Origin of the sequence: Paenibacillus sp. FSL R10-2199 (genome assembly GCF_038000235.1) — a bacterium.
GTDB classification, from domain to species: Bacteria; Bacillota; Bacilli; order Paenibacillales; family Paenibacillaceae; genus Paenibacillus_AQ; species Paenibacillus_AQ phytohabitans.
Map to the genome: position 1 here is coordinate 4,276,192 of NZ_JBBOBO010000001.1, position 24,246 is coordinate 4,300,437.

General features: G+C 51.7%; 23 protein-coding genes. 14 read left to right on the forward strand and 9 right to left on the reverse strand.

All coding sequences use genetic code 11. The features are described from left to right. The first annotated feature begins 90 nt into the window (after positions 1 to 90). Positions 91 to 1,203 (forward strand): NADH:flavin oxidoreductase, encoded by a 1,113-nt coding sequence (locus tag NYE33_RS18395; protein WP_341066901.1) that lies wholly within the window; start codon positions 91 to 93, stop codon positions 1,201 to 1,203. A gap of 92 nt (positions 1,204 to 1,295) precedes the next feature. Here the strand turns inward: NYE33_RS18395 and NYE33_RS18400 are convergent, their stop codons facing one another. Continuing rightward, a complete protein-coding gene (locus NYE33_RS18400) occupies positions 1,296 to 2,000 on the reverse strand; it encodes a hypothetical protein (protein ID WP_076243284.1) in 705 nt (234 codons plus the stop codon). A 157-nt stretch (positions 2,001 to 2,157) separates the two neighbouring features. Here NYE33_RS18400 and NYE33_RS18405 point away from each other — a divergent pair, with 157 nt between their 5' ends. Together NYE33_RS18405 and NYE33_RS18410 are read left to right on the forward strand one after the other, a co-directional pair. Then, a complete protein-coding gene (locus NYE33_RS18405; protein WP_076243283.1) occupies positions 2,158 to 2,862 on the forward strand; it encodes a response regulator transcription factor in 705 nt (234 codons plus the stop codon). Beyond that, a complete protein-coding gene (locus tag NYE33_RS18410; protein WP_341066902.1) occupies positions 2,859 to 4,265 on the forward strand; it encodes a sensor histidine kinase in 1,407 nt (468 codons plus the stop codon). Before NYE33_RS18405 ends, NYE33_RS18410 begins: the two co-directional genes overlap by 4 nt. Before the next feature lie 307 nt (positions 4,266 to 4,572). Here the strand turns inward: NYE33_RS18410 and NYE33_RS18415 are convergent, their stop codons facing one another. Continuing rightward, the gene (locus tag NYE33_RS18415; RefSeq protein ID WP_042138440.1) at positions 4,573 to 5,610 is read right to left on the reverse strand and encodes an asparaginase; all 1,038 of its coding nucleotides are present in this window, start codon (positions 5,608 to 5,610) and stop codon (positions 4,573 to 4,575) included. 182 nt (positions 5,611 to 5,792) lie between these two features. Here NYE33_RS18415 and NYE33_RS18420 point away from each other — a divergent pair, with 182 nt between their 5' ends. Beyond that, positions 5,793 to 6,716, forward strand: coding sequence for an MBL fold metallo-hydrolase (locus NYE33_RS18420; RefSeq protein WP_052421934.1), 924 nt, complete (start codon positions 5,793 to 5,795; stop codon positions 6,714 to 6,716). Between the two features lie 17 nt (positions 6,717 to 6,733). Then, positions 6,734 to 7,576: a GNAT family N-acetyltransferase gene (locus NYE33_RS18425; RefSeq protein ID WP_341066905.1), complete on the forward strand. Its 843-nt coding sequence runs from the start codon at positions 6,734 to 6,736 to the stop codon at positions 7,574 to 7,576. A gap of 150 nt (positions 7,577 to 7,726) precedes the next feature. Here NYE33_RS18425 and NYE33_RS18430 read toward each other — a convergent pair whose 3' ends face one another. Beyond that, positions 7,727 to 8,287, reverse strand: coding sequence for a glutathione peroxidase (locus NYE33_RS18430; RefSeq protein ID WP_341066907.1), 561 nt, complete (start codon positions 8,285 to 8,287; stop codon positions 7,727 to 7,729). Between the two features lie 303 nt (positions 8,288 to 8,590). On the opposite strand from NYE33_RS18430, the gene NYE33_RS18435 reads away from it, so the two are divergent. The 3 genes from NYE33_RS18435 to NYE33_RS18445 are packed head-to-tail and all read left to right on the forward strand — an operon-like array spanning position 8,591 to position 11,699. Beyond that, the gene (locus NYE33_RS18435) at positions 8,591 to 9,796 is read left to right on the forward strand and encodes a helix-turn-helix domain-containing protein (RefSeq protein WP_341066910.1); all 1,206 of its coding nucleotides are present in this window, start codon (positions 8,591 to 8,593) and stop codon (positions 9,794 to 9,796) included. A gap of 42 nt (positions 9,797 to 9,838) precedes the next feature. After that, positions 9,839 to 10,903, forward strand: coding sequence for an ABC transporter substrate-binding protein (locus tag NYE33_RS18440; RefSeq protein WP_076243277.1), 1,065 nt, complete (start codon positions 9,839 to 9,841; stop codon positions 10,901 to 10,903). After that, positions 10,887 to 11,699, forward strand: a complete 813-nt coding sequence (locus tag NYE33_RS18445) for an alpha/beta hydrolase (protein ID WP_341066911.1) — start codon at positions 10,887 to 10,889, stop codon at positions 11,697 to 11,699. Before NYE33_RS18440 ends, NYE33_RS18445 begins: the two co-directional genes overlap by 17 nt. 100 nt (positions 11,700 to 11,799) lie before the next feature. On the opposite strand, the gene NYE33_RS18450 is transcribed toward NYE33_RS18445, so the two are convergent. Further along, complete coding sequence (locus tag NYE33_RS18450) at positions 11,800 to 12,555, reverse strand: PIG-L deacetylase family protein (RefSeq protein ID WP_042138426.1); 756 nt, start codon at positions 12,553 to 12,555, stop codon at positions 11,800 to 11,802. A 43-nt stretch (positions 12,556 to 12,598) separates the two neighbouring features. Continuing rightward, positions 12,599 to 13,936, reverse strand: coding sequence for an MFS transporter (locus NYE33_RS18455; RefSeq protein WP_341066913.1), 1,338 nt, complete (start codon positions 13,934 to 13,936; stop codon positions 12,599 to 12,601). A gap of 318 nt (positions 13,937 to 14,254) precedes the next feature. On the opposite strand from NYE33_RS18455, the gene NYE33_RS18460 reads away from it, so the two are divergent. The 4 genes from NYE33_RS18460 (at position 14,255) to NYE33_RS18475 (ending at position 18,556) form a co-directional block, all read left to right on the forward strand. Next, complete coding sequence (locus NYE33_RS18460) at positions 14,255 to 15,844, forward strand: methyl-accepting chemotaxis protein (RefSeq protein WP_341066914.1); 1,590 nt, start codon at positions 14,255 to 14,257, stop codon at positions 15,842 to 15,844. Between the two features lie 23 nt (positions 15,845 to 15,867). Then, on the forward strand, positions 15,868 to 16,293 hold the full coding sequence (locus NYE33_RS18465) for a chemotaxis protein CheW (protein ID WP_042138421.1): 426 nt from the start codon (positions 15,868 to 15,870) through the stop codon (positions 16,291 to 16,293). Between the two features lie 15 nt (positions 16,294 to 16,308). Beyond that, positions 16,309 to 18,303: a chemotaxis protein CheA gene (locus NYE33_RS18470; protein ID WP_341066916.1), complete on the forward strand. Its 1,995-nt coding sequence runs from the start codon at positions 16,309 to 16,311 to the stop codon at positions 18,301 to 18,303. A 79-nt stretch (positions 18,304 to 18,382) separates the two neighbouring features. Further along, the gene (locus tag NYE33_RS18475; protein ID WP_171716245.1) at positions 18,383 to 18,556 is read left to right on the forward strand and encodes a hypothetical protein; all 174 of its coding nucleotides are present in this window, start codon (positions 18,383 to 18,385) and stop codon (positions 18,554 to 18,556) included. A gap of 84 nt (positions 18,557 to 18,640) precedes the next feature. Here NYE33_RS18475 and NYE33_RS18480 read toward each other — a convergent pair whose 3' ends face one another. Next, positions 18,641 to 19,009, reverse strand: coding sequence for a hypothetical protein (locus NYE33_RS18480; RefSeq protein WP_042138419.1), 369 nt, complete (start codon positions 19,007 to 19,009; stop codon positions 18,641 to 18,643). A gap of 183 nt (positions 19,010 to 19,192) precedes the next feature. Here NYE33_RS18480 and NYE33_RS18485 point away from each other — a divergent pair, with 183 nt between their 5' ends. Together NYE33_RS18485 and NYE33_RS18490 are read left to right on the forward strand one after the other, a co-directional pair. After that, on the forward strand, positions 19,193 to 19,681 hold the full coding sequence (locus NYE33_RS18485; RefSeq protein ID WP_341066917.1) for an AAA family ATPase: 489 nt from the start codon (positions 19,193 to 19,195) through the stop codon (positions 19,679 to 19,681). A gap of 162 nt (positions 19,682 to 19,843) precedes the next feature. Further along, on the forward strand, positions 19,844 to 20,602 hold the full coding sequence (locus tag NYE33_RS18490; RefSeq protein ID WP_341066919.1) for a CPBP family intramembrane glutamic endopeptidase: 759 nt from the start codon (positions 19,844 to 19,846) through the stop codon (positions 20,600 to 20,602). A 907-nt stretch (positions 20,603 to 21,509) separates the two neighbouring features. Here the strand turns inward: NYE33_RS18490 and NYE33_RS18495 are convergent. From NYE33_RS18495 to NYE33_RS18505, 3 genes are all read right to left on the reverse strand, one after another. Beyond that, positions 21,510 to 22,490, reverse strand: coding sequence for a serine hydrolase domain-containing protein (locus NYE33_RS18495; RefSeq protein WP_331281675.1), 981 nt, complete (start codon positions 22,488 to 22,490; stop codon positions 21,510 to 21,512). Positions 22,491 to 22,643: 153 nt separating this feature from the next. Next, positions 22,644 to 23,636, reverse strand: coding sequence for an anti sigma factor C-terminal domain-containing protein (locus NYE33_RS18500; protein WP_042138411.1), 993 nt, complete (start codon positions 23,634 to 23,636; stop codon positions 22,644 to 22,646). After that, on the reverse strand, positions 23,637 to 24,131 hold the full coding sequence (locus NYE33_RS18505) for an RNA polymerase sigma factor (RefSeq protein WP_042138410.1): 495 nt from the start codon (positions 24,129 to 24,131) through the stop codon (positions 23,637 to 23,639). Positions 24,132 to 24,246: the final 115 nt, after the last annotated feature.

Sequence of the window (24,246 nt, forward strand, 5' to 3'; positions counted from 1 at the left end):
ATTGTTGGTTGAATGGGGCAGGTGGCATTGCTAATATTGCATTCGTACCCCTTAACTGCGGGTGCCAAAATAATATTGGAGGTGCGGTTCATGAGTCATCCGCAGAACAATAATCATTCCATCCAAGCCTTGTTTCAGCCTTATACGATCCATCAACTGACCTTGCCGACACGAATTGTCATGTCGCCGATGGCCCGTGCCTTCTCGCCTGAGGGTGTGCCGGGACCCGACGTAGCCGCTTATTACCGCCGCCGTGCCGAGAACGGTGTCGGTCTTGTGATAACCGAAGGAGCCCTAATTGACCATCCTTCAGCAACCAGTGAGTCCAGATTGCCTAGGCTTTATGGGGAAGCAGCATTGAACGGCTGGGCGGAAGTGGTCAGACAGGTGCATGAAGCAGGGGGCAAAATTTTCCCGCAAATCGTGCATATGGGCATGATCCGGCCGAATGGTTCCCAGCCTAATCCGGAAGCCCTGTCCATCGGTCCGTCCGGACTGGATCTGGAGGGGAACAAGGCAGGCGAGCCGATGTCAGAGGACGAAATAGCGGATGTAATTCAGGCTTACGCGGCTGCAGCGCTTCATGCCAAAGAAGCCGGGTTCGATGGTATAGAGCTTCACGGAGCCCATGGCTTTCTGATCGATCAGTTCTTGTGGGCGAAGACCAATCAGCGGACAGACCGTTACGGCGGCGATCTGGTGAAGCGCGCCCGGTTTGCTGCTCAGATAGTCGAAGCTGTACGTGCTGCGGTAGGTCCGGATTATCCGGTAGCCATGCGTCTGTCCCAATGGAAAATGGGCGATTACACTGCCAGACTGGCGGACACACCGGAACAGCTGAGGGAACTGCTGAACGTTCTTGTGGACGCCGGAGTAGATATCTTCCACTGCTCAGTACGCCGTTTCTGGGAGCCCGAATTTGCCGGCTCGAATCTTAGCTTTGCCGGCTGGGTTAAGAAGCTGACAGGCAAGACGACCATTACGGTCGGGGCGGTTGGCATGGACAGTGATCCCGCCGAAGGGGAAGGACAGGCTCATCCCGGACTGGAGGGACTTGTGGAGCGGCTTAGCAACAATGAGTTTGATCTGGTGGCCGTGGGCCGGGCGCTGCTCGGAGATCCAGCCTGGGCGGTCAAAATCCGTGAGGGACGGCTGAGTGAGCTTCAGGCATTTACCCCTGAATCGGTGGCCGCGCTCTCCTGACGATAGCTTGTCTAAACGAAAAGCAGGCCAAAGGTACCCGCCCTTGACCTGCTTTTTGTATCTCCTGCTGCTATAGAGGCGTTATTCCGTGCTTACTTCGCTTCTTCAAGCTTTTTGGTAAGGTCCTTGTACTGTTCCAGCAGCCCGCCCAGTGCGTGCTTGACCGCACCGGCATCTTTGGATTCTACGGCTTCAGCCAGTGCAGCCTGTGCCTTGAAGAATCCGTTATCTTCTGTCATCTGGAGCAGAGCCGGGGCTGCAGCAGCTGTTATTGAGCCAGAGCCTGTGAGTTCGGCGGACGAGAGGCTGTCAGGTGCTGCAAACACGGCGAAATCTGCAGTGGATGAAGCCGTTGTTCCTGTAGCGAAGGCACTGAGGGTTCCGTCTGTTACGACAAGCTGAAGATCGGCTGACGGCGCTGAAACGGCAAGGGAAGGTGTTACTGCTGCTGTCAAGGCTACAGGTGTGGCCAGTTGCACGGCTGGAGCGGTAACTTCTCCTGTTGCATCCAGGGTAAGCACCTGTACATTAAGGCGGATGGCCTTATTGTATCTGCTGAGCGTGTCGGTCCAGTCCTGAACGGTTTCCGGCGCGTAGCGTTCTGCAAGGTCCAGCAAGTCTGGAATACGTGCAGTAATCAGGATACTTCCCTGCAACGGGGCTGAGGCTGCACTTAAGGTAACGGCGGCGTTCCCGGCCTGTGGCGGCGTGCGGTCTGCATCGGCGAACACCGGGGTTGCGATGGAGGACAGCAGCAGGGTGGAGAGGGCCATTCTTCTCAAGATTAAACGGTTCATGAACTAACACTCCTTATGGGTGAGGTTTGTCTTACAGCTCCCAATATAGCGTTCTACTGTGGCAGGAAATTGGTGGCTTTGTGGAAAAACAATGGCAGGGCCCTACCGCCTCCGGCAGCTTGTTATAATGGAGCAGACAAAACTGTGGAGGGCTACGATGAACAATCAAACGGTCATTGCCGTTGTGGACGATGATGAGAATATACGCAAGCTGGTCGAGGCTTATTTACATAAGGAGAATTTCCGCACGATTGGCCTGGGAAGTGCCGAAGAAGCCTGGGCCCTGTGGACAAGCGATCCTCCCGGCATGTGGGTGCTCGATATCATGCTTCCGGGGATGGACGGGTATGAACTATGCAGGCGCATCCGTGATGAAGCAGAGGTGCCGATCATTATGATCTCTGCCAAAGATAATGAAGTCGATAAAATACTGGGTCTTGAGCTGGGCAGCGACGATTATCTGGTCAAGCCGTTCAGTCCCCGTGAGCTGGTGGCCCGGATCAAACGGCAGCTGGAAAGGTGGGAACGGCTCCAGCAGCCTCAGCCCGCAGCTGCGTTGCCTTCCCCTTCAGGCATAGAGCTGGGCGGACTGCTGCTGCTTCCGGAAGAAAGGAGGTCCTTCTGGCACGGATCAGAGGTGGAGCTGACGAGTAAGGAGTTCCTGATGCTGAAGGTTTTTGCCGGACATCCGAACCGGGCATTTACGCGGGAAGAGCTGCTGGGTTATGTCTGGGGGGATGATTATTTCGGCAGTGACCGCGCAGTGGACCATCTGATCAAACGCATCCGCAAAAAAATAGACGGCTTGCCGCTGGAATCGGTCTGGGGACACGGCTACCGGATGAGAGAAGGGCAGGAATGATGAATATGCGGATGAAGCTAAACGGGCAGATGAAGAAGCTGAAGCTGGTGCATCAGATCAACTTCGCCTTCGGATTGTCTCTGCTGCTTGTCCTGTCCATCACGGGAGTGATGATACATTTCGTACTGATGGATCATTTCATCGGTAAGGAACAGGAGGGATTGCGGACGCTAGGCGCAACACTGACCGCCAGCATGCAGCAGCTGCCCGCCGCAGCAATAAGTGCAGTCCCAATTGAAGAAAATGATTTGTTTCCTGTTCAATATGCTACGCTTTCCAGCGGAGTACAGGCCATTGTGACGGATCAGCAGGGGAAGGTGGTGTCGGGCACCCTCCCGGCGATACCCGGACAGGCACAGGCAGTTACCGGCATAGCTGCAGTAGAGACAGGCAGCCTGCAGAGCTTATGGGACGGCAACGACCCGCGTTATCTGGTGCAGGTAAATGCGCTTCCCCAAGGCAAGCTGACCCTGCTGACCCCTGTCAGCAGAATCAAAGCGATTGAGCAGGCACTGCTCAAACGTCTGATTCTTGTCTTTGCCGCCGGTGCAGCCGTGATGTTCCTGTTCAGCCTGTTTATCACAAGGAAGCTGATTGATCCGCTGATCAGCCTGCGCGAGGAACTCAAAAAAGTGAAAAACCGCCGGTTTGCCGACGTGAATCTGATCCGGGCGGGTGGGGAGATCGGTTCTGTGGCCCGGACCGTATACGAAATGGCCGGAGAATTGCACAGGTTCAACCGGGTACAGAAGCAATTCTTCCAGAATGCCTCGCATGAGCTGAAATCACCGCTGATGTCGATATCCGGTTATGCGGAGGGCATCAGGGACGGGATATTTGAAGGTGAGGATGTCCGTAGAGGGCTGGATATTATCCTGGGCGAGAGTGGACGCCTGCGGGACCTGGTGGGCGAAATGACACTACTGGCCAAGCTGGACAGCGAAGAGGATATATTCCGGGCGGTAGAATGCGATCTGGAAGAGCTGCTCTCAGAGGCGGTAGAACGGATCAATCCGCAGCTGGCTGCAAGAAAGCTGTCGCTCAAGACTGTAATCTCCGGAGACCGCGGGCTGATGCTGAGGGCTGACCGTGATAAGCTGCTGCAGGCACTGCTGAACGTATTATCCAATGCTGCGCGTTATGCAGACAGGAAGATTGATGTCCATGGCTATGTAAGCAAGGGGTTGATCACATTAACAGTTTCGGATGACGGCCCCGGCATTCCGCAGGAGCTGCTGCCCAGTCTGTTTCACAGGTTCGTCAAAGGGAAAAATGGTGATTCCGGGCTGGGTCTGGCCATCTCGCGCGCCATCGTGGAGCGCTGCGGCGGTAAGATTACCGCCCGGAACTGCCCGGAAGGCGGGGCCGTCCTCACGTTTGAATTTCCATCCGCAGCCGGGTAATAGCTGCCGGCAGACAAAAAAGTGGCGTTTTATAAGTAGAGTCTATAAATAGATTCTATAAGTAGAGTCAGAGCATATCTCTTGTTATTGGAAGATCGCCGCTTTGCGCTTTTAGTCATTTGCAGCTTGTTTTAATACTCGCCTTAGTCTACTGATTTTCTAAGCTGGAGAGCAAAGCGATTGGAACAACGGTCCGTTCACGCAGCGTCCTCTCAAGTGCATACATTGTTCTTACTCAAAAAAAGGGGGTGTCCCGGAAGCCACTATAAGGCTTACGGGACACCCCCTTAGAGTGATGTCTAATGTTTTAATATTCGTTGAACATTGCAGCGATTTCGTCGTAGCCGGTCGTTTGAGTCAGCGCCAGGGAGAGCAGAATCCGTGCTTTTTGCGGCACCAGACTGTTGCAGGGAATGGAATTGGCGGACAGGTCAATGTAGGAGTCCTTGAGCGTAATTCCGCTTGAGATCCGCGAGCAGCGGACCACAGGGATGTTATTGTTCTTAAGCTCGCCGACTTTATCTATCCACGGCTTGCTGTAGATGCCTCCGCCTGCTCCGGCAATCACAATGCCCTTGGAGATCGTGGCGAGATAATCCAGGATGCCGGGATCGGCGTCGACATGGAAGTAGGCTACGGATACTTCCGGCAGTCCGGTCATGGCCGATACATCGAATTGTGAAGCAGTCGTATGTCTTTTGAGCGTCCGGGTATAGAAAAAGGCATGACTGTCGCGCATGTAGCCCAGGCAGCCGAAATCACGCTCATCGAAGGCATTAGCCTTGAAGGTGTTCACCTTCTGCACATCCCGTCCGCTGTAGATGCCCTCGGCGAAGACAACCATCACGCCCTGTCCGGATGCATCCGGATTGGCTGCCAGTGCAACGGACTGATACAGATTGAGCGGACCGTCGGCACTGATTGCCGTTGCGGGGCGCATGGAGCCGGTAATGATCACCGGTTTGTCGGTCTTGATCACCAGGTTCAGGAAATAGGAGGTCTCATCCAGGGTGTCGGTGCCGTGGGTAATTACGAAGCCGTGCACATCCTCCCGGAGGGCGAGCGTGTTGATGTACGCAGCCAGTGTAAGCCAGTGTTCGCTGGTGATATCTGCACTGCAGAGATTGCTGACCTGCACGCCGGCACAATTGGCAAGCCGTTCCAGGTGGGGCACACTATCCAGCAGATCCTGCACGGGCAGGGCACCGGGTTCGTAGTTCAAGGTTTTATGCGCTTCGCCGCTGCCGGCAATGGTGCCGCCGGTAGCCAGAATAACTACATTTTTGAGGCTGGGATTATAAAATGGGGATGCTGTGAAGTTCACTTCAGGTGCTGGAATAATCATAGATCGTTTCCTTTCAGGTCGAATCAGAATGAAGGCTATGGAATTACATTGAATGTATTATAACATACGATTTCAGGGGACAATGATCTGTTTTTACTCCTGTTTTTCCCTGCAAATAATTAGTCAATAAGTGCATGCCATATTAAGGTATAATAAGTAAAAATATAAATGGGAGGATATGTATGTTCACGGTAGAGGAAGTAGCACAGGGAGTGTGGGCAGCGATTGTTATTCCGGGCCGGGGCGCGGTAGGCAATGCGTCCATTATAGATCTTGGGGATACCACAGTCGTGGTGGATACCTTCAGCCTGCCCGGGGCAGCGAAGCTTCTGCGGGAAACGGCTGAGCAGCTGACGGGGAAGCCGGTCAAATACATAGTGAATACCCACTATCACGGGGATCATCATTACGGGAATATGGAGTTTGCCGACTGTGTCATCATTTCCACGGAGCTTACCCGTGAAGTGCTGACAACGAATGGTCCGCCTGAGCTTGGGGAATGGCAGGAAGGGCTGCAGAAGCAGATTGAAGCGCTTCAGGAGGCTCACAGTACTGCTGTGGACACCCGCCTGCAGGCAGCGCTGGGATATGAAATATCGGAAAAGCAGGCCCTGCTGGAGGCAACGCCTGCGATCCGCAGAGTAACAGCTGCTGTGACATTCAAGGATACGCTTGATATCCACGGGTCAGAGCGGTCCATACAGCTGTTTACATACGGCGGCGGCCATACCTGCAGCGATGCCATGGTATATATTGCTGACGTTAAGGTGCTGATTGCCGGGGATCTGGTGCTGAACCAATCCCATCCGGCTATGCTGCACGGTTTCCCTGAAGCATGGGCTTTAATCGTGGAACGGATTGGCCGCGAGATTGACTTCACCCGGCTGATCCCCGGTCATGGAGGGGTTGCCGGACGTGAGAGCATCGCTGAAATGTTAAGTTATCTTCAAGAGATCCAGGCGTATGCCGCAGCGGCTGCCCGGAGCGGGGAGAACGCGGATTTCTGGTTAGCTAAGGGAATTCCGGCACCATTCGATACATGGGAGGGCTCCCATATCTTTGAGTGGAATTTCCGCTGGCTGTACGATACATATACTCATTCCTGAGAAAAGAGGAGAACATTATGCTGAAGCTGGATGGCCGGGACTATGCCCTGGCTCTGCCGCTGTTAAGTCAAGTGAAGATCAACACCCTGTTCGCCGAAGCTGTACTCAAGGGCCAGACTACCGGCATTGTTTATGTGGATAATGTGCAGAACCCCCATACCTTTTATGTGGCCCATGATTACGGGATGTCGCTGGTCTATGGGGATTCGGGCAATGAGGCGTTTAACCGGAGCTTATATGATTATATTACCAACAAGACAGGGGACAGGCAGTCTCCGGAATGGCTGCAGGGTGACCCGGCAGGAGGCTGGTCTCCGCTGGTGGAGTCCATAATTACTGAGCATAACGCACTGTTAAATGCGGTCGAGCCCGGTCCTGAAACGGCTGATACACGGAAGATACACACCCATACCAGAGTGAATTTCACCTTTGACCCGGAAGTCTACCACAGTGCGAAGGAGCAATGGTTCCGGCGGGATGCAGTAATTGTTCAGATGACTGCCGGGCTGTTTGACGGGCAATCAGGTGCTGTGATTCCGCGCTATTTCTGGAGAGATGCAGAGCATTTCCTAAGTACAGGCATAGGATACACCCTGCTCAGGGAGGGGGAGAGCGCCTCGAGTGCGTTCTCGGCGTACCGTACAGCGGATCAGCTGGAGATTGGGATTGAATCGGCAGCAGGCCACCGGGGGAAGCATTTTGCCTTCTCCGTATGTTCCGCACTGATTGATTACTGCCTGGAGCACGGGCTGGAGCCGGTGTGGGGCTGCCGCCGGGAGAATGAGGGTTCTTACAGACTGGCTCAGAAGCTGGGCTTCAAGCCATCGCTGTACATCCCCTATTACCGGTTGGCCGAGTGAATAACAGATTCAGCAGAATAACATATCAATTGTTTAAGTTTTTAACCGATCAATCAAAAGAAGCAGCGGCAGTCTTAGACTTGATAAATAAAGTCTTAGACTGCCGCTGCTGTTGTTAAATAAACGTTTCCCGTTAGTGTCATGACCGAATCAATCCATTTCCTTTAAAAGCAGTGCTTCAATAGCTGGCTGTATTTCAAATGGTTCCGTCGATGTTTCGTATCTATCATGTACTTGTCCGTTCCGATCGATCAAAAACTTAGTGAAATTCCACTTGATCCCATCCCCAGTGTATATGTCAGGATAATTTTCTTGCAGAAATTTCTGCATCCATTCACCGTTCGGATTTCTTGTATCAAAGCCTTGAAATGGCGCTTGCTTCGTCAAAAATTGAAATAATGGATGAGCGGTCTGCCCCCTAACATCCACTTTCTCTAATAACGGAAACGTCACTCCAAAGTTCCTCTCACAATATTCCTGTAATTCCGAGTTTTCCCCTGGCTCTTTCTCATTGAATTGGTTGCAAGGAAAACCGAGTATTTCAAACCCCTGCTCACTGTAACTTTCGTAAAGCTTCTGAAGACCAGCGAATTGGCGTGAATAACTACACATACTTGCAGTGTTGACAATAAGGAGTACTTTTCCAAGGTATATTGACATATCAAGGGTATTACCATTGATTGTGTTTACTTGAATATCATAAATAGACATCAGAACACTCCCCCTTCGTTAGTATTATATAAATACATAGTATGATGTAATATCTTATTGGTCTAATATATAAATGTAATTAAATCTATAGGAAAAACCAATGTGAATCTAACACTTTATTTTTCAGTCTAGAACTTTATTGATTTTTAACATCAATCCAGAGAAGAGTGCCCGGTGGCGTTCTTTTTTATTGAGTTTTACACAGATAATGATTATCATTATCGCTGTAGAGCTGATATTCTGCAGTCAGCCGCATTTGCTGCGGTCTGCATTACAATACTAAATAAGAACGGAGGAATACGTATGGAGCGGGAACAGCTGCTGGAGGGCAGTCTTCATCCGGAAGGCGGGCGGTTTAACCTGGCGGCCGTCCGGGAATACATGGCGGAGCATTATCATGAACCGCTGTCCATGGATCAGCTGGCAGGAATGGCCGGACTGCGGCCGAAGTATTTTGGTGAATTGTTCAAAAAAACGTTCGGACAGAGCACGATGGACTATCTGACTGAGCTGAGAATCGGCCGGGCCAAGCAATACTTGCAGGAGTCGGATGATCTGCTGCGTGAGATCGCGCATAAAGTCGGCTACAGCGATGAATTCTATTTCAGCCGCAAATTCAAAAAGGAAACCGGAGTTCCTCCTTCGTCGTTCATCCGTCAACATAAACGGAGGGTTGCCGCCTGCTCTGCTGCTGCGGTCGGGCAACTGCTGGCCCTGGATATTATCCCGGTGGCCGCTCCGCTGGATTCCAAATGGACTTCCTATTACTTCAACAAGTATTACGACCGGATTGAAACACATCTTAGGGTAGACCTGATGGACCAGGAGCTTGAGCGGGCTAAGCTGATCAATGCCCGGACGGAGGCAATTATCGGCCACGATGCCTGGGATTCGGCATGGGAGGAGCATCTGCAGCGCAATAGCCAGAACCTCTTCATCCCCCGCGAACAGGACCGCTGGGATGTCCAGCTCCGGGAGATCGCTGCTTTTCTGGGCAGGGAACAGCAGTGCAGCCAGTGGCTGCAGCGGTTTGAACACAAAGCCCGCCATGCCAGAGAGCAGGTGGCCGCCGCCGCGGGTGAAGAGAGCTGTATGGTGCTCCGCCTATACGAAGATCAATGGCATGCTTACTGCAACAGGGGAATCCGTGATGTGATCTATGGCGAACTTGCCTTGAAGCCGGCATATACCGGCTCCGGTACGCTGTATAATGAGCCGATTTCGCTTGCGCAAGTCAGATTGCTGAATCCGCAGCGGCTAATGCTGATCATCTGTCCTGATTTTGCCACGAGGCGGCATTGGTTGTCCCTGCAGCACAGTGAGAGCTGGCGTAATCTGCCGGCAGTACAGTCAGGCAAACTGGACCTGCTCCCCTCTGATCCCTGGTTCGAGTACTCGGCGGTAGCACTGGACCGGATGCTGGAGGAGGCCGTTCTGATGTTTACAGGAAATAGTCCAAGCCCGGAACAGGAAATTGTCCATGGTTACCCTTCTGTTTATCCTCTATAATCCCTAGTAATGAGAATGATTATCACTAGGGGGAGATAAAACATGCAAGATCATAAGGTCAATTCAGCCAAGAGAAAGAAGTCAGGAATCCCGGCCCTGTTAGCGCTAATCTTCGTGATTATGCTGCTGGCGGGCTGCGGCAACAATTCGGCGGCTGACAGCGGGGCCGGGAATGAAGCCGCTCAGACAAACACCGCAGAAGCGACACCGTCAACGTCTCCTGAAGTGGAGCCGGCAGTGGCTGAAGCTGCAGAGGCAACCGGCTATCCGCTAGTGGTTCAGGACGAACTGGGACATGAGGTTACATTAAACACTGCTCCAACGAAAGTATTTGCTCCATATATGGAAGACTCTCTGGTAGTGCTCGGCGTAAAGCCGGTGGGACAGTGGTCCAATAAAGGCCAGGGACAGCAGTATCTTCAGGATCAGCTTGCCGGGGTTCCGCTTGTTGATTTCACCAGCGGCTTGCCTTCGCCGGAGGTTGTCATGGCGATGCAGCCTGATCTCATTGTGCTGCATAACTCCTACTATGCGGAGAATGGTGTCTATGAGCAATACTCCAAAATTGCCCCGACCTATGTCTTCCAGCAGGCGGCAGGTGACCTGGACAGCTCCGTAACGATACTGGGTGATCTCCTCGGCAAGCAGGAGGAAGCGGCTAAAGGCCTTGCAGATTACCGCAAAAAGGTAGAGGAGGCCAAGACAACCCTGGCTCCGCATATCCAAGACAAAAAGGCCTTGATTATCCGGTTCAATTCGCGGGGGATGTTCCTGATGGGCGGTGTTTACGGCGGGTTTGTACTGGCGGAAGAGCTGGGAATTACCAAGAGCGATCTTGTCGCTACAGAGAACAGTGTAGAGCTGTCGCTTGAGGTTTTGCCGCAGATCGATGCCGATTACATCTTCCTGGCTAACGATACAGCTAATACCGGAGAAACCTTTTATAAGGAGCTCACAGAGAGTGCACTCTGGAAAAGCATCCCTGCCGTCCAGGCCGGCAAGGTCTATGATGTGGACGACCGTTACTGGCTGGGCGGCGGTATCGTTGCCTACAGCAATGTCATTGACGATGTTCTGGAGATCCTCGGCCATGACTATAACGAATGAACGGAGCTACCCGCATCTTGGCTGCGAGGAACATGTCATTTATGCCGGGGCAAAACGCCAGGAGTACCGGATTCTGATCTCGCATCCAACCGGAGAAGCCCCGCCGGAGGGGTATCCGGTCATTTACGCACTGGATGGCCATGCCGTATTCCATACCCTGGCCGAATCTGCACGTCTGCAGTCCCGCAAACCGCATGGTTATGATCCGGTGGTAGTGGTGGGGATCGGCTATCCTTCCGGTGAGCCCTTCGATATGAAGCGCCGCTGCTATGATTTCACCATGCCGGCTGAGGAGCAGCAGCTGCCCAAGCGGCCGGATGGCAGCCAGTGGCCGGAGAGCGGCGGGGCAGACGAATTCCTCGATCTGCTGCAGCTGGAGATTATGCCGATGATCGCCAGCCTGTTCCGGGTAGACACAAAGCGTCAGGCGCTGTTCGGCCACTCCCTCGGCGGTTTACTTGTACTGCACGCACTGTTCACGCGTCCCGAGCTGGTAACCCGTTATACGGCTGGCAGTCCTTCAGTCTGGTGGAATGATTATGCCCTGCTGGCTGAACTGGAGCAGTTCTTGGAAGCATATCCTTCTAAGGCTCTGCAGCGTAAGCTGCTGATTACGATCGGTGCCCACGAGCTGGAGCATATGGTCGAGGATGCCGGGAAGCTTCCAGGACGGCTGGCATCTCTGGCAGAACATGGCCTGCAGACGAGTCTTAATGAATTCGCCGGTGAGAGCCATGTTAGCGTACTGCCTGCGGCGCTGAGCCGTCTGCTGAGATTCGCCTTGGAGAAGGAATAAGATCCTGGAACAAGCCTAAAGTTCATAGATTCCACGTAAAGAAGAGCAGCAAATCTCCCGTTTAGGTGAGAAGTGCTGCTCTTCTATATGTTAATACACTTTAGATCAGCCGGGCATCCACGAAGCAGTGCAGATGCAGCGGGGACAGCAACTTCAGGCCTTCACCAAGCTCGAAGTCTTTGCCTTCAGCGAGCTGGCGGCCTTTTTCACGGAAATAGATCCGGTACATCGCCAGAGTCTCCTCACTGAATTGGCTGCTGTGCAGGGCTAGGGCTGCGAACTTCCGCTCGAAGTGGTCTGTAATGTCGATCACCGTATTAGGCTCCGAGGTGAAATAGAAACCAATCGCCTTCGGCTGCCAGGGGCGGGTGCTTGTCCCTCGGGGATACAGCGGAAGTCCGGACGACAGGAAGGCCTGGGCTGCGGCTCTGCCGGTAACGATATGATCATAATGTGCCTCATAGCTCAGCCACGGATCAGGACAGAGGATAACATCCGGCTGCACGGTGCGGATGATCCCGGCAATCTCTTCTGCCAGCGCCGGAATATGCTCCAGGGTGCCGTCGCCGTGGGCCAGCTGATGGAACACCGTAGCACCCAGCGACCGCCCTGCGGCCTCCAGCTCACGTGCGCGGACGGCTGCAATCTCGGCAGAAGACAAATGCTCGTCCAACGCACCAAGATCCCCGTTCGTCACAGTCAAATAATGAATCTCGCAGCCCTGCTCCGCCAAAGAGGCGATTGTCCCGCCGATGCCCACCTCATTATCATCCGGATGCGGCTGTACACATAATATTCTGCGGCAGCCTGTCAGATCGGGAGGGGACATCAGTGCTGCCATTGTGGATATATCCATGTTCATGATCACTCCTTATATCAATAAATGCTTGAGTTCCTTTCTATACGGACCGGGTATTCTCCAAATCACTCAGCGTCTGCAGCCGCTGCTTGTCACTTATATTGTAGAACAGAATCGGCAGGATTGCGGCCAGGAAACAGAGGGCGGGCAGGAGAAACATCACGAAGCTGAGCCCATGCTGGAGCGTTGGAGTCGACGGCTGATTCTCAACATAGCTGAGCAGGCCCAGACTTGCACCGATAATGAGCCGTGACAATGCCCCGCTGAATTTAGTGACAAAGGTGTTCGTGGAGAACACAATCCCCTCGCCCCGGAAGCCCAGCTTCCACTCCGAATAATCAATGGTATCCAGCAGCATGGACGTGCTCACAATGGTTGTCATGCCCGAGAAGAAGAAGCTGACCGCGAAGAACACCAGTGTGGTCATAACATTGTGGTCACCGAGAAGGTAAGGCAGGATGCAGGACAAGCTCCCCAGAATGCAGGATAGGATGAATACCTTCTTCTTGGAGAAGCGGCGCAAAAGCGGCGGCGTAGCCGTCATGCCCAGCAGCATGCCTACAACAAGGCTAATCCCGACCTGGGTTGCATAACCGGCATCTCCCCAGACATAGACCACATAATACAGCTGGATGCTCTGCCGGATGCCGTTGACCAGGTTGATAATCAGCAGCGAGGCAAGCAGGGTGAGCAGCGGTTTGTTTTTATACACCGTTTGCAGATTTTGCCGGAAGGAGATATTCACGGGTGAAGGGGCGACTCTTTCCCTGGTAAGAATTCCGGTCAGCAAAATAGATAACGCAGCAATGATTCCTATAATAATTGCAGAATACAGATAAGCTTGCGTGCTCCGTTCACCGCCGAAGGCCAGCAGCAGCTGGATGCCGCCGACTGTGATCACGACCGCACCGAGGGTCCCGCCGATTTTGCCTAAAGTGACGAACAATGTCCGTTCACCCGGATCTGTAGAGATAACGGACGACAAGGCCCAAAGCGGCGTATCACAGACCGTATACAGCATACCCCAGAGCAGATACGATACGGTGGCGATCACCAGCGTCGTCCTAGAGGAGCCGCCGAAGTCCCAGAAGCAGACGATGGTTGCCAGTGCAATCAGGAAGGGGGCAAACAGCAGATAAGGCCTGAATTTGCCCCAACTGGAGCGTGTTTTGTCGGTAATCATGCCCATCAGCGGATCAAGGCAAGCATCGAAGATGCTCGCTGCTACCAGTATGACACTGGCGGTAGTCGCCGGAATGCCCAGCAGATCCGTGTAGAAGAACAGAATATACATCGACATGAAGCTGTACAGCATATTCTGGCCCAGCAAGCCGCCGGAGAACACCATTTTCTCAGCCAAAGGTACTTTTGTTGTCAATGGGCAGTCCTCTTTTCGTTGTGTATATGTAGGGTTGTACCATTTGCTAATTATGTTTATTTATAACTTTTTTTGATGTTCTGTCAAGCTGAATATGGCTAACGCAGCCGGCTGGATAACCGTTACATATAGACAATGTGGAAGCGCATTACAGAAAATAAATTAAAAATTTATTAATGCAAAATAATCATATTAACTATTTAACGAAAAATGTCGAAATATAGCTGATGTGTCCGGCTGATGGGAGAGTGTTATGGGAGAATACAACAGGATTACGGCAGGATGGACACTAAGAAGTTAACCACAGGGGGAAATCACATGAAATGGTTCGGAAACATGAAGACAGCAACAAAAATTATCTCAGCTTTTATGGTGGTCTCATTAATTCTGGCGGGACTCGGGGTGTATTCCATTTTCTCGCTGAGCAGCAGTAATCAGAATATGAAAGGCATGTATAACAACAATCTGATTTCGGTCAGAGATCTGTCTGCTGCCAAAATCAATTATCAGGTCATCCGGGTATATATGCGCGATATGAGCAACACCACGGATGCAACCCAAATTGCCGGTTATCAGGACAAGATTGCATCCACCCGGCAGGATCTGATCCAGAAGGTGGACAATTACCGTCCGCTGGCCACGACTAGTACGGAGAAAGAGCTGCTGAACGATTTTGACAAAGAATATGAGCTTTATCTGAAGCTGTTTGAGGAAGCGCTTGTTCTGGCTGAACTGGATGATCCGGCTCAATTTAATACATTCCTGACCACCCAATTGACTGCGCAGGGAGAGAAAGTGCTTGCGAACCTGGATGGTCTGATCGAATTTAACGTGGAGCTGGCCGAGGAAGCGAACCGCCACTCCCAATCAGCATATTCCTCCTCACTGGTGCTCACCATCTCAGTTGTCTCGGCTGCTGTTATCATCAGCATTCTTATAGGTTACCTGATCGCCAGATCCATCTCCAAACCGCTTATGCAGATGCTGCGGCTGGCCTCAGAGGTGGCGAACGGTGATCTGACCCAGCAATCTGATATTTCCACCAAGGATGAAGTAGGCCAGCTGGCTGCTGCCCTGAACCGGATGGTTCATAACCTGAAGGATCTGATCAACGGGATTGTTATGAATTCACAGAGTGTGGCTGCGTCTTCCGAGCAAATCTCGGCAAGTACCCAGGAAATCGCTGGCACCAGCACGAACCAGTCTGCAGCGGCAACGAACATTACCGAATTGTTCAAGGAGCTGTCGCTGGCTATTGATTCCGTAGCCTCCAGTGCAGAGGAAGCGGCGGAGCTGTCGAATGAGACGGTGCGCACGGCCCGGGAAGGCGGATATGTGGTTGAGACCTCGCTGCAGGGAATGCAGACCGTCAATCACCAGATGAAACAGCTCGAAGAGGATTCCGGCAAAATCGGAGATATCATCGAAGTAATTGATGATATTGCCGAGCAGACCAATCTGCTGGCCTTGAATGCGGCGATTGAAGCTGCTCGCGCCGGAGAGCAGGGCCGCGGCTTCGCAGTGGTGGCGGATGAGGTCCGCAAGCTTGCCGAGCGCAGCAGTGATGCCACGAAGGAAATCACGAAGATCATCAAGGCCATGCAGGAGAATACGAAGCAAAGCGTCCGGGCAGTAGCGGAAAGCGTTGAGCAGTCTTCGATGACCAGCCAGGCCTTTGAACAGATTATCAGTATGGTTAATACGTCTTCACTCAAAGTGAATGAAATTGCTGCCGCCTGTGAAGAGGAATCCGCCCAGGCAGCCGAAGTGATGAGCTCGGTCCAGTCCATTGCCGCCTCCAGCGAGGAATCCGCAGCGGCTTCAGAGGAAACGGCAGCTACCTGCCAGGCGCTGGCCCTGTTATCCGAGGATTTGGCCCAGTCCGCTGCCGCATTCAAGACTCATTAATTCTACAGACTGAAGGTGAAGTCATGTCATCCTTACAGAAGGAACAGTATATCGAGCTTGCTGTAGGAGCCGAAACCTGTGCGATCCGTATCGAAGAAATTCATGAAATAATCAAAATGCTCAGCATTACAGATATCCCGTTCACCCGGAATGAAGTGAAGGGTGTGGTCAATCTGCGCGGTAAAGTGGTCTGCGTGATGAGCCTGCGCAATTTGCTGGGGATGGCGGATGAGCCGTACACCCGGAATACAAGAATTATTGTGGTCAACTACCGGGAGGAATTCGTGGGCCTCATTGTGGATAAGGTTAATAAAGTGACTACTTATGCGGAGATCCACCCTCCGGCGGGCGGACATAACCGCAGCCGCGAAGCAGTCTTCCACGGGATTGGCCAACGGGATGACCAGCTGATTGGCATTCTGAAGCTCGAGGAAATATTGGGCGGTTAGGAAGGGGAACAAGTAATGATGATGGAACTGTCTGCCTACCGCGATATTTTCATAGAAGAGCTGAATGAGCAATTGGAGCGGATCGACCAATCCCTGCTCACACTGGAGCATGCTCCGGCACCTGAGCTGGTCCAGACGATATTCCGCGCAGCTCATACGATCAAGGGCTCAGCCTCAACCATGGGCTTCCGTGAAATGAGCGATCTGACGCATGAGGTTGAATATGCCCTTGAATGGGTCCGGGAGAAGAAACCGGAGATTACCGCAAAGCTGATTGATACGCTCTTCCGGGCGCTGGACGCCATGAAGCTGCTGCGCACGCAATATATCAGCGGCGGGGATTACGCCGACTGCAGCGCCGTCGTTGCGGAGATCAAGGCATTGATTAATCAGCCGGCTGAACCACAGCCGGTCCGGTTGCCCGTCTTAAGTCCGGCGGAGATGCTCCTGGCCGAAGAAGCCGTGGCTGCCGGGTACTCGCTGCTGTCCCTCGCGGTAACACTCAAAGAGGAGTGCCTGATGAAGGCGGCACGGTATTATATGCTGCTGCAGCGTATGGAAGATGTATGCGGAAAGGTCATTGCTGTCGCGCTGCCGGCAGCTGCGGCCGCCGGAGCAGACGAAGACTCGCGTTACAGCCGGTTTGCTGTAGTGGCTGCTGCCGGCAAAGAAATTCAGCAGATATCAGAACAGCTGGCAGGTGATTCAGATGTCCAGGGTATTGTCATCACTCCATTTGTGCCTGGTCCTTCAAGCGTTATTGGCGCAGCAGCGGCGGTTGAACCGTTACTGGCGGGGCCTCCGTCATCTCCGAACAAGGAACAACGGGGGAACAGCGCCCAGCCGACAGTCCGGGTCAGCGTGGAGCGTCTGGATCATCTGATGAATCTGGTAGGCGAGCTGCTGATCGAGCAGACCTCCCTGGCCGATCTGAGCGCAGCCGGCCAGCGGAATGATCCGGCTAAGGTATTGCCGGGTATAGGCGGAGTGTCGGATCATATGGGGGCTATAATTAAAGAGCTCCAGGAAGGTGTAATGAAGACCCGGATGCTGCCGATGGATCAATTGTTCAACCGTTTTCCGCGCCTGGTCCGGGATCTCGCCCACAAGCTGGGGAAGGAGATTGAACTCGTGATCCAGGGCGGCGAGACCGAGCTCGACCGGATGATTATCGAAGAGCTGAGTGATCCGTTGATCCATTTGATCCGCAACAGCACCGATCACGGGATTGAAAGCCCGGAAGTCCGGGCAGAGCGGGGGAAATCTCCCAAGGGAACGATTACGCTTACCTCGTTCCACGAGGAGAATCAGGTGGTTATCCGTCTGGAGGACGACGGGCAGGGCATAGATGCCGGCAAAATCAAAGCCTCTGCACTTAGCAAAGGCATCATCACTGAAGAACAGGCCGGGTTCTTAACCGCTCAAGAAGCCATCCACCTGATCTTTGAGCCCGGCTTCTCAACGGCTGCCGAAGTAAGTGAGGTATCGGGCCGGGGGGTGGGGATGGATATCGTACGCAGCCAGATTGGACGGCTTAACGGTATCATTGATATTGAAACGGTACCGGGCCAAGGGACTGTGTTCATTATCCGTCTGCCGCTTACACTCGCCATCATTAAGGGGCTGCTGGTGAATGTATCCGGCCGGGTGCTGATCCTTCCTATGTATAATGTAGCGGAAATAGTGCGGATCTCCCCCGAAGACATTCAGATCGTTCAAGGCGAACAGGCGATTATTAACCACGGGCGGATTGTGCCGCTCTCCTGGCTTAGAGACAAGCTGCATTACCCGCGGACCGAGCGCAGCTCCAAGACTATCCCGCTGGTGATTGTCCGGTCTGTGGACCGGATCGCCGCCTTTGCCGTTGATGAGATCATTGGTAATCAGGAGGTGGTCATTAAGTCGCTGGGTGCGTATTTGGGGACGATGAACCATCTCTCCGGGGCAACAATTCTGGGGAACGGGCGGGTTGCACTGATTCTGGATGCCTCCTATCTGGTCAGCCATTAATTTCATTGCTGCAGGTTTTGTATAGAACACGCAGGAGTTGTGAAAAATATGGAAAGACGTACCAGAAAGGGGTGGAGAGTTGGATATTACGCTGGCTTCAGATGAAGTAATCAGTCGGATCAAGCAGCTTCAGTCTGGTGGAGGTACCGTAAACAAGAAGCAGGTTAAGCAGCAGGATCCGGAGTTAATGCGCAGTGCGCTGCATTATTTTCCGAGCTGGGAACATGCCGTGAAGAACGCCGGATTGCTGTAATTGAATCAGATACACAAAAAACCGGAAGATCCGCAGCACACTGCGATTCTTCCGGTTTTTTGCGTGCCGCCAGCAGAAATAGGGTTACTTCTTGTGCGGAACAGCCTTGGGGCTCTTGATCTGCAGCTCGATGGCCTGCTGGTTCAGCTGCAGCTCATCCATATAAGCATTGACCTTCATCCGCAGCTTGTGCAGCATTTCGATATGCATATCATGAATACGGTCTTCGATACAGAATGCCGAACAAGCCAGATATCCATCTGTATAGGATTTGGTATCATCCACTACCGTATTCAATTTCTCTTTGTAAATCCGCTTTACAGGGCCGCTTTCGGGTTTGATCTCATAGTAGCGGTTCGTTTCCGTCAGCAGTCTCCAATGACTGGCCTCGACATCGTATTCATCCTTCTCCAGCTGTACGGTCACTTTAAAAATTTTAATAGGACTGTTCATGTTGAGCAAAACCTCCTGCAACCCCCATACTTATGTTCAATTCTCACTATAGGACTCAGAGATTATAGCATGCGTCAGCTGTATTTCCCACTGGAATATTAGGTAAAGTGATGTGATATATTGCAGTAGCTATTACAATGTAGGATATGACAATACGGTTATTTTAAGGAGGGAGAGATTGTAATGAAAAAGCTCATCATCGTAAACGGTACAATGGGCGTTGGCAAGAGTTCAGTATGTAAACAGCTATTCAAGTCGATGGACCGCTCCGTATGGTTGGATGGGGACTGGTGCTGGATGATGCAGCCTTGGACTGTGAATGACGAGAATATCATTATGGTTGAGAATAACATAAACTACTTGCTGCACAGCTTCTTAACGAATACGTCGTTCGATTACGTAATCTTCAGTTGGGTTCTTCACCGTAAAGAGATGATTGACCGTTTGCTAGCTAGGCTGTCAGATCTGGAATTTGAACATCAGGTAATTACACTGACCTGTTCGGAATCAGCACTCAGGCAGCGGATGCAGGAAGATCATAGAACGGAGGAGCAGATCAATCGGAGTCTGGAACGGATAAGCACTTATGCAGGAATGCCTTCACATTCAGTGGATACAAGTGAGATCGGACTGGATGAAGTTGTTCTGCAGATTAAAGACAGACTGTTGTAGAGGACGGCAAGTCAGCGGATGAATCTGTCTCTGTGCTCCTGAATGGAAGGGGTAGTAACCGCAGTGAAAACTGTAGTATATTTCCAAGCGATCGTTTACAATAAATCCATTATTGTCCTTGGATGGCAATGATGAAACCACCTACATAAAAGGAGATAAGAGATGAAGAACACCGTTGCAAAAGGACATCCGGTTATTTTCTCGCTGATGCTGGGAGTCGTCCTGACCCTTCTAGTTTCAGTAGCATCTGCAGTAGCATCTATTCAGGAGTTTGGGGACATGGGGGTAAGAAATGCCCAGGCCTGCGCCTTTCTGGTTATGGCCATCATCGTTACTGTATATATGAAGCGAAAGGATTCCTCGCTTGAGAGATTCGGCTTCCGCAAGCTTGACGCCAAGCAGGCCAAGCCTGTGCTGTTCTACATCCCCCTGTTGATTCTTGCGGTAGCCCAGCCGGTTATATCTGGAATCAATGTGGAGACGACGGCGGCTGAAGTGATCAGTATCGTGATCATGACTATGATTGTGGGGTATACTGAGGAATCCATTTTCAGAGGAATCATCAGAGATAAGCTGAAGCATAAGGGGCCTGTATTTTATATTGTATTCTCGTCCGTAATCTTTGGTGCTCTACATATGGCCAACGCGTTTGGCGGAAATGATATCATAAGCACACTTCTCCAGGTTGCCAATGCACTGCTGCTGGGCTGCGTACTCGCCCTGCTGATTGAGGCAGGCAACAATATCATCCCGCTGATCGCCTTTCATTTCATTTATGATGCTCTGGCTTTGGTCAGCAATGAGAACTTGGAGCATGAGGTTTTGATAGTGGGTATTCTGAATATCATGTATCTGCTGTATGGCATTTATTTAGTTATTGAATTAACCCGGCGGAATAAAAATCATAGCCTGTCAATGTAAATTAACCGGCCGGCATTCAGGAAGTTATCCCGGATGCCGGCCGGAAATCCGATTAATGATAACGCATACATAACATGAAACCAGCAAGCCGGAGCAAATTATCCCTAAAAAGAGTAATCGTTAGGCATGGGCATTCTGCTTATAAATAGCAGGGAATTTCAGGGATTATGCCGGGATATGCAGGTTTTTGAAGTTTTAAATTTTATTGTTTCTGGGATATAATGTAGACATCACCAAAGGAGCCACAGCAACAATCCACAGGTGGTAACCACAGGTGATTGCCTCATTCCTAAAATTAGCAATGAATGAAGGAAAGGAGAGAATCCCGATGTACTAGCGTTAGCGAAGCGTGCCGGAATCGGCTGCTGATGAGGAAAGTGGATGATAACATCTTCTGGCAGATCGTGGGTATGCGGGAACCCAAGAGCAAATCTTTGAAGATGAACCAAAGCTATTCATTCAAGCAAGAGTAATCTTGCGGAAGAAAGAGCGTGATTCCGTTGAAAAAGGTTAGCGAAGCGTACTAAAACGATTCTTCACAGCAGGGAAAACGTCCGTGAAAACGTTTTTCGTGAAATCGTGTACGCGGGAATTCACCCCATATGCAGGACATGGAGCAACACTCCGAAGAGGAGCGAACGGGCAACACGGTAACATGAAATTTGAACAATCACCATGTCAGGGATATGGCTTTGTTAGCAGGAGGAAATGATTGAATTGAATACAGGAATAAACACATAAATCCCCGTGCCTCAAGTAATCAGGCAGCGGGGATTTATGCGTATATACATAAGGTACTCCATTTCGCCAGTGCGGCTGAAATGGAGTTTTTTGAATCTTTTCAGCGTACAGAAAGAAGGCGGGAAGCTGCTTGGTTTCACCGGAGAGGCAGCTTATTTGGAGGCTGCTAAAGTCCGCTTGGATTCATAAGCTGCGGTACAATATACTCGCCGAATGCATCAGGCGGAGGGTTGTTACGGCCCCGCATGTTGTCCCGGGTCAGCACGACCACCGTCTTAAGCTCCGGAAGTACATACACAAATTGCCCGGCGTACCCGCGTGCATAATAATAATCCACAGCAGCAGACCCCCCGGTTCTGGTATCACCCGTTATTGAATCTGTCCACCAGTGCCAGCCGTATCCGCCATGGCGGGGCGGTTCAGCCGGCAGAGCCGGCTGCGCCGAACATGCGACCCGTTCGCCGGATATAATCTGCGAATTCTCCCATACACCCTGCTGCAGATAGAGCTGTCCGAATTTCAGCAGGTCGGCGGGCCTCAGCTTCAGCCCGTAGCCGCCCGTATGGATGCCTTGGGGATCTGTCTCCCACTCATACTCCGTAATTCCGAGAGGTCCGAAGAGATATTGCTCGGCGAATCTTGCTGTGCTCATTCCTGAAGCCTGCACCACAATAGACGACAGCAGTTGCGAGATCCCTGAGTTATACTCCATCCGGGTTCCCGGTTCATCCGCGAGCGGCTGCTCCAGTACATAGTTCACCCAATGGGAGGAACGGGTCATCTTGGGGAAGGAATTCGCTCCGCCGAATTCGGTCCAGCGAAAGCCGGCCGACATGGTTAACAGCTGTCCGATTGTAATTTGCTGCTTGCGTGTATCAGCGTCACGGCTGAGCTGCGGGAAGTATTCGCTGATAGGAGCCGAAGGACCGGAAAGCTGGCCTTGGTCCATCGCGATGCAGACCAGCGCGGAGAGTATGCTTTTGGTGCAGGAGTTGATCTTGGCAATCTCGGAAGAAGTGCGCTGATCTCTATAATGTTCAAAGATCAGACTGCCCTGCTGCTGGATCAGACAGCTCCGCAGATTCAGCGGCTTTAGGGAGTCGGAAAGTGCTGACAGGTTCATAGTTGTGTCCTTTCGGTATGTCATCCGGGCAGCTCTTATATCATGCTGCCCATACTGCTGGCTTCCTTGCTTTATGGATTTGCAGTAATCTTTGGATGGATTGGCTTAATTATCTCAAGCTGTAGTGAAGAAGTCCAATTCAACCGTCCGGCTGGGAAGCTTCCTTGGAATGACAGCTTAATTAGGAAGTGTAATGGAATCAGAGACCACGCCGAAGGTAGAGGCTTTGATATAAGCCTGTTTCTGCAGAGCTTCCAGCTGTTTAGCGGTGCCGGTTACGACTACACCAATAATTGTGATATCATCCGGTTCCAGAATATTATTATCCCCGGCCAGGCTCTGATGAACCTGATCTGCTTCCCAGGTGAAGTTTTTGCCGTGCTTCCGCAGCTGTTCGACACTATTAATGAAGGAGTTTACACCGCCGTAGGGGGCAAACTGCTCTCCATGAAATCCGTAGATGATCATCGAATCAGCTGCGATGGTCTGGCGCGTTTCCTTCAGGTATTTTTTATAAGAGGGAGTATATGCATCCGTCCATAACCAGACAGGCTGCATCCCGGCAGGCAGAAGCTTCTGCGTCTTATCCAGCGTATAGGCCTGGTCAAAAGACAACGCCATCTCCACAAGTGTATCGTCTCCCAGCTGCTTCAGCTGGCTGATGCTGTCCTCATAGGAATCATAATCAATCTCCGGATGATAAAAGATCATTTCCCGGTCCCCGGTGGCAGAGTTGTAACGGTGTGTGGACGCTGCGCTCAGCTGTTCCGGGAGAGAAATCGCTCCAAATGCGCCATACCTGCCGGTCGAGTGGCCCAGCAGATTATAGGATTCCTCGATGGGCTGCCATATATAAGGTTTATTTCCCAGCCATTTGTAAGTCTGATTGTAGGTCTCGCCTCCAAAGCTGTCTAATTTCACCGACTGGTTGCTGATGTGCACATTGGGTGCACTGATCTCATTTTTCCAGAGAATCTCAGACTGCACCTTGTCTCCCTGGTTCAGTCTCAAGTGGTAGAGGCCATACCAGATAACGGCGAGAATAACCGGGGTTACGATAACAATGATGCCAATGGTCTTCAGGGTGGAGCGGAGTCTGGCTTTTTTGATTATCTGCTGAGCCCCTTTCCCTCCGAAAATAAACGGGTCCTGTTCATGATTCTGTTCCATTTAATAGTCCTCCCCATAATGTTTGATGAATTGGTTTTTGGCGCGTGTAACATGAGTCTTGAGCGTGTTCTCATTCATACCGTACAGGGACGAGAGCTCCTTGTAAGTAAGGTTCAGCTCATATTTGAGAATCAGCAGCTCCTGATGCTGCTCAGAGAGCATAGACAGCGTGTCGCGGATATTCTGTGCGGTTTCCCGCCTCAGCAGCTGGATCTCCGGCAGATGGGTTAAAGAAAGAAGCTGGATATCGTCAACATCGACCGCCGGATGACGTTTGTCTTTTCGCTTGAGATCATAGAACTGATTGGTGGCGACACGGAACATCCAGCCCATGACTTGTTTCGGGCCGATACCATCCTGATAGGTTAAGTATTTATAACAGGTGTCCTGAACGATATCTTCAGCATCCTCGCGGGCGAGTCCGCGTTTCCTCAAATACCGGTATAGCAAAGTTCCGGCTTGCTGCAGAAAGTGATGAATGGTTTCTTTGGCCATGTCCTGCCCCCTTCCCCTATACAACGCTAAGCTCCGTGAAAAGTTTACAGCAGCCGTTACATTCAGTATTCCTTAATTATAAATGTTCACTACCAGCAACAGCTTCAGCAGTTCA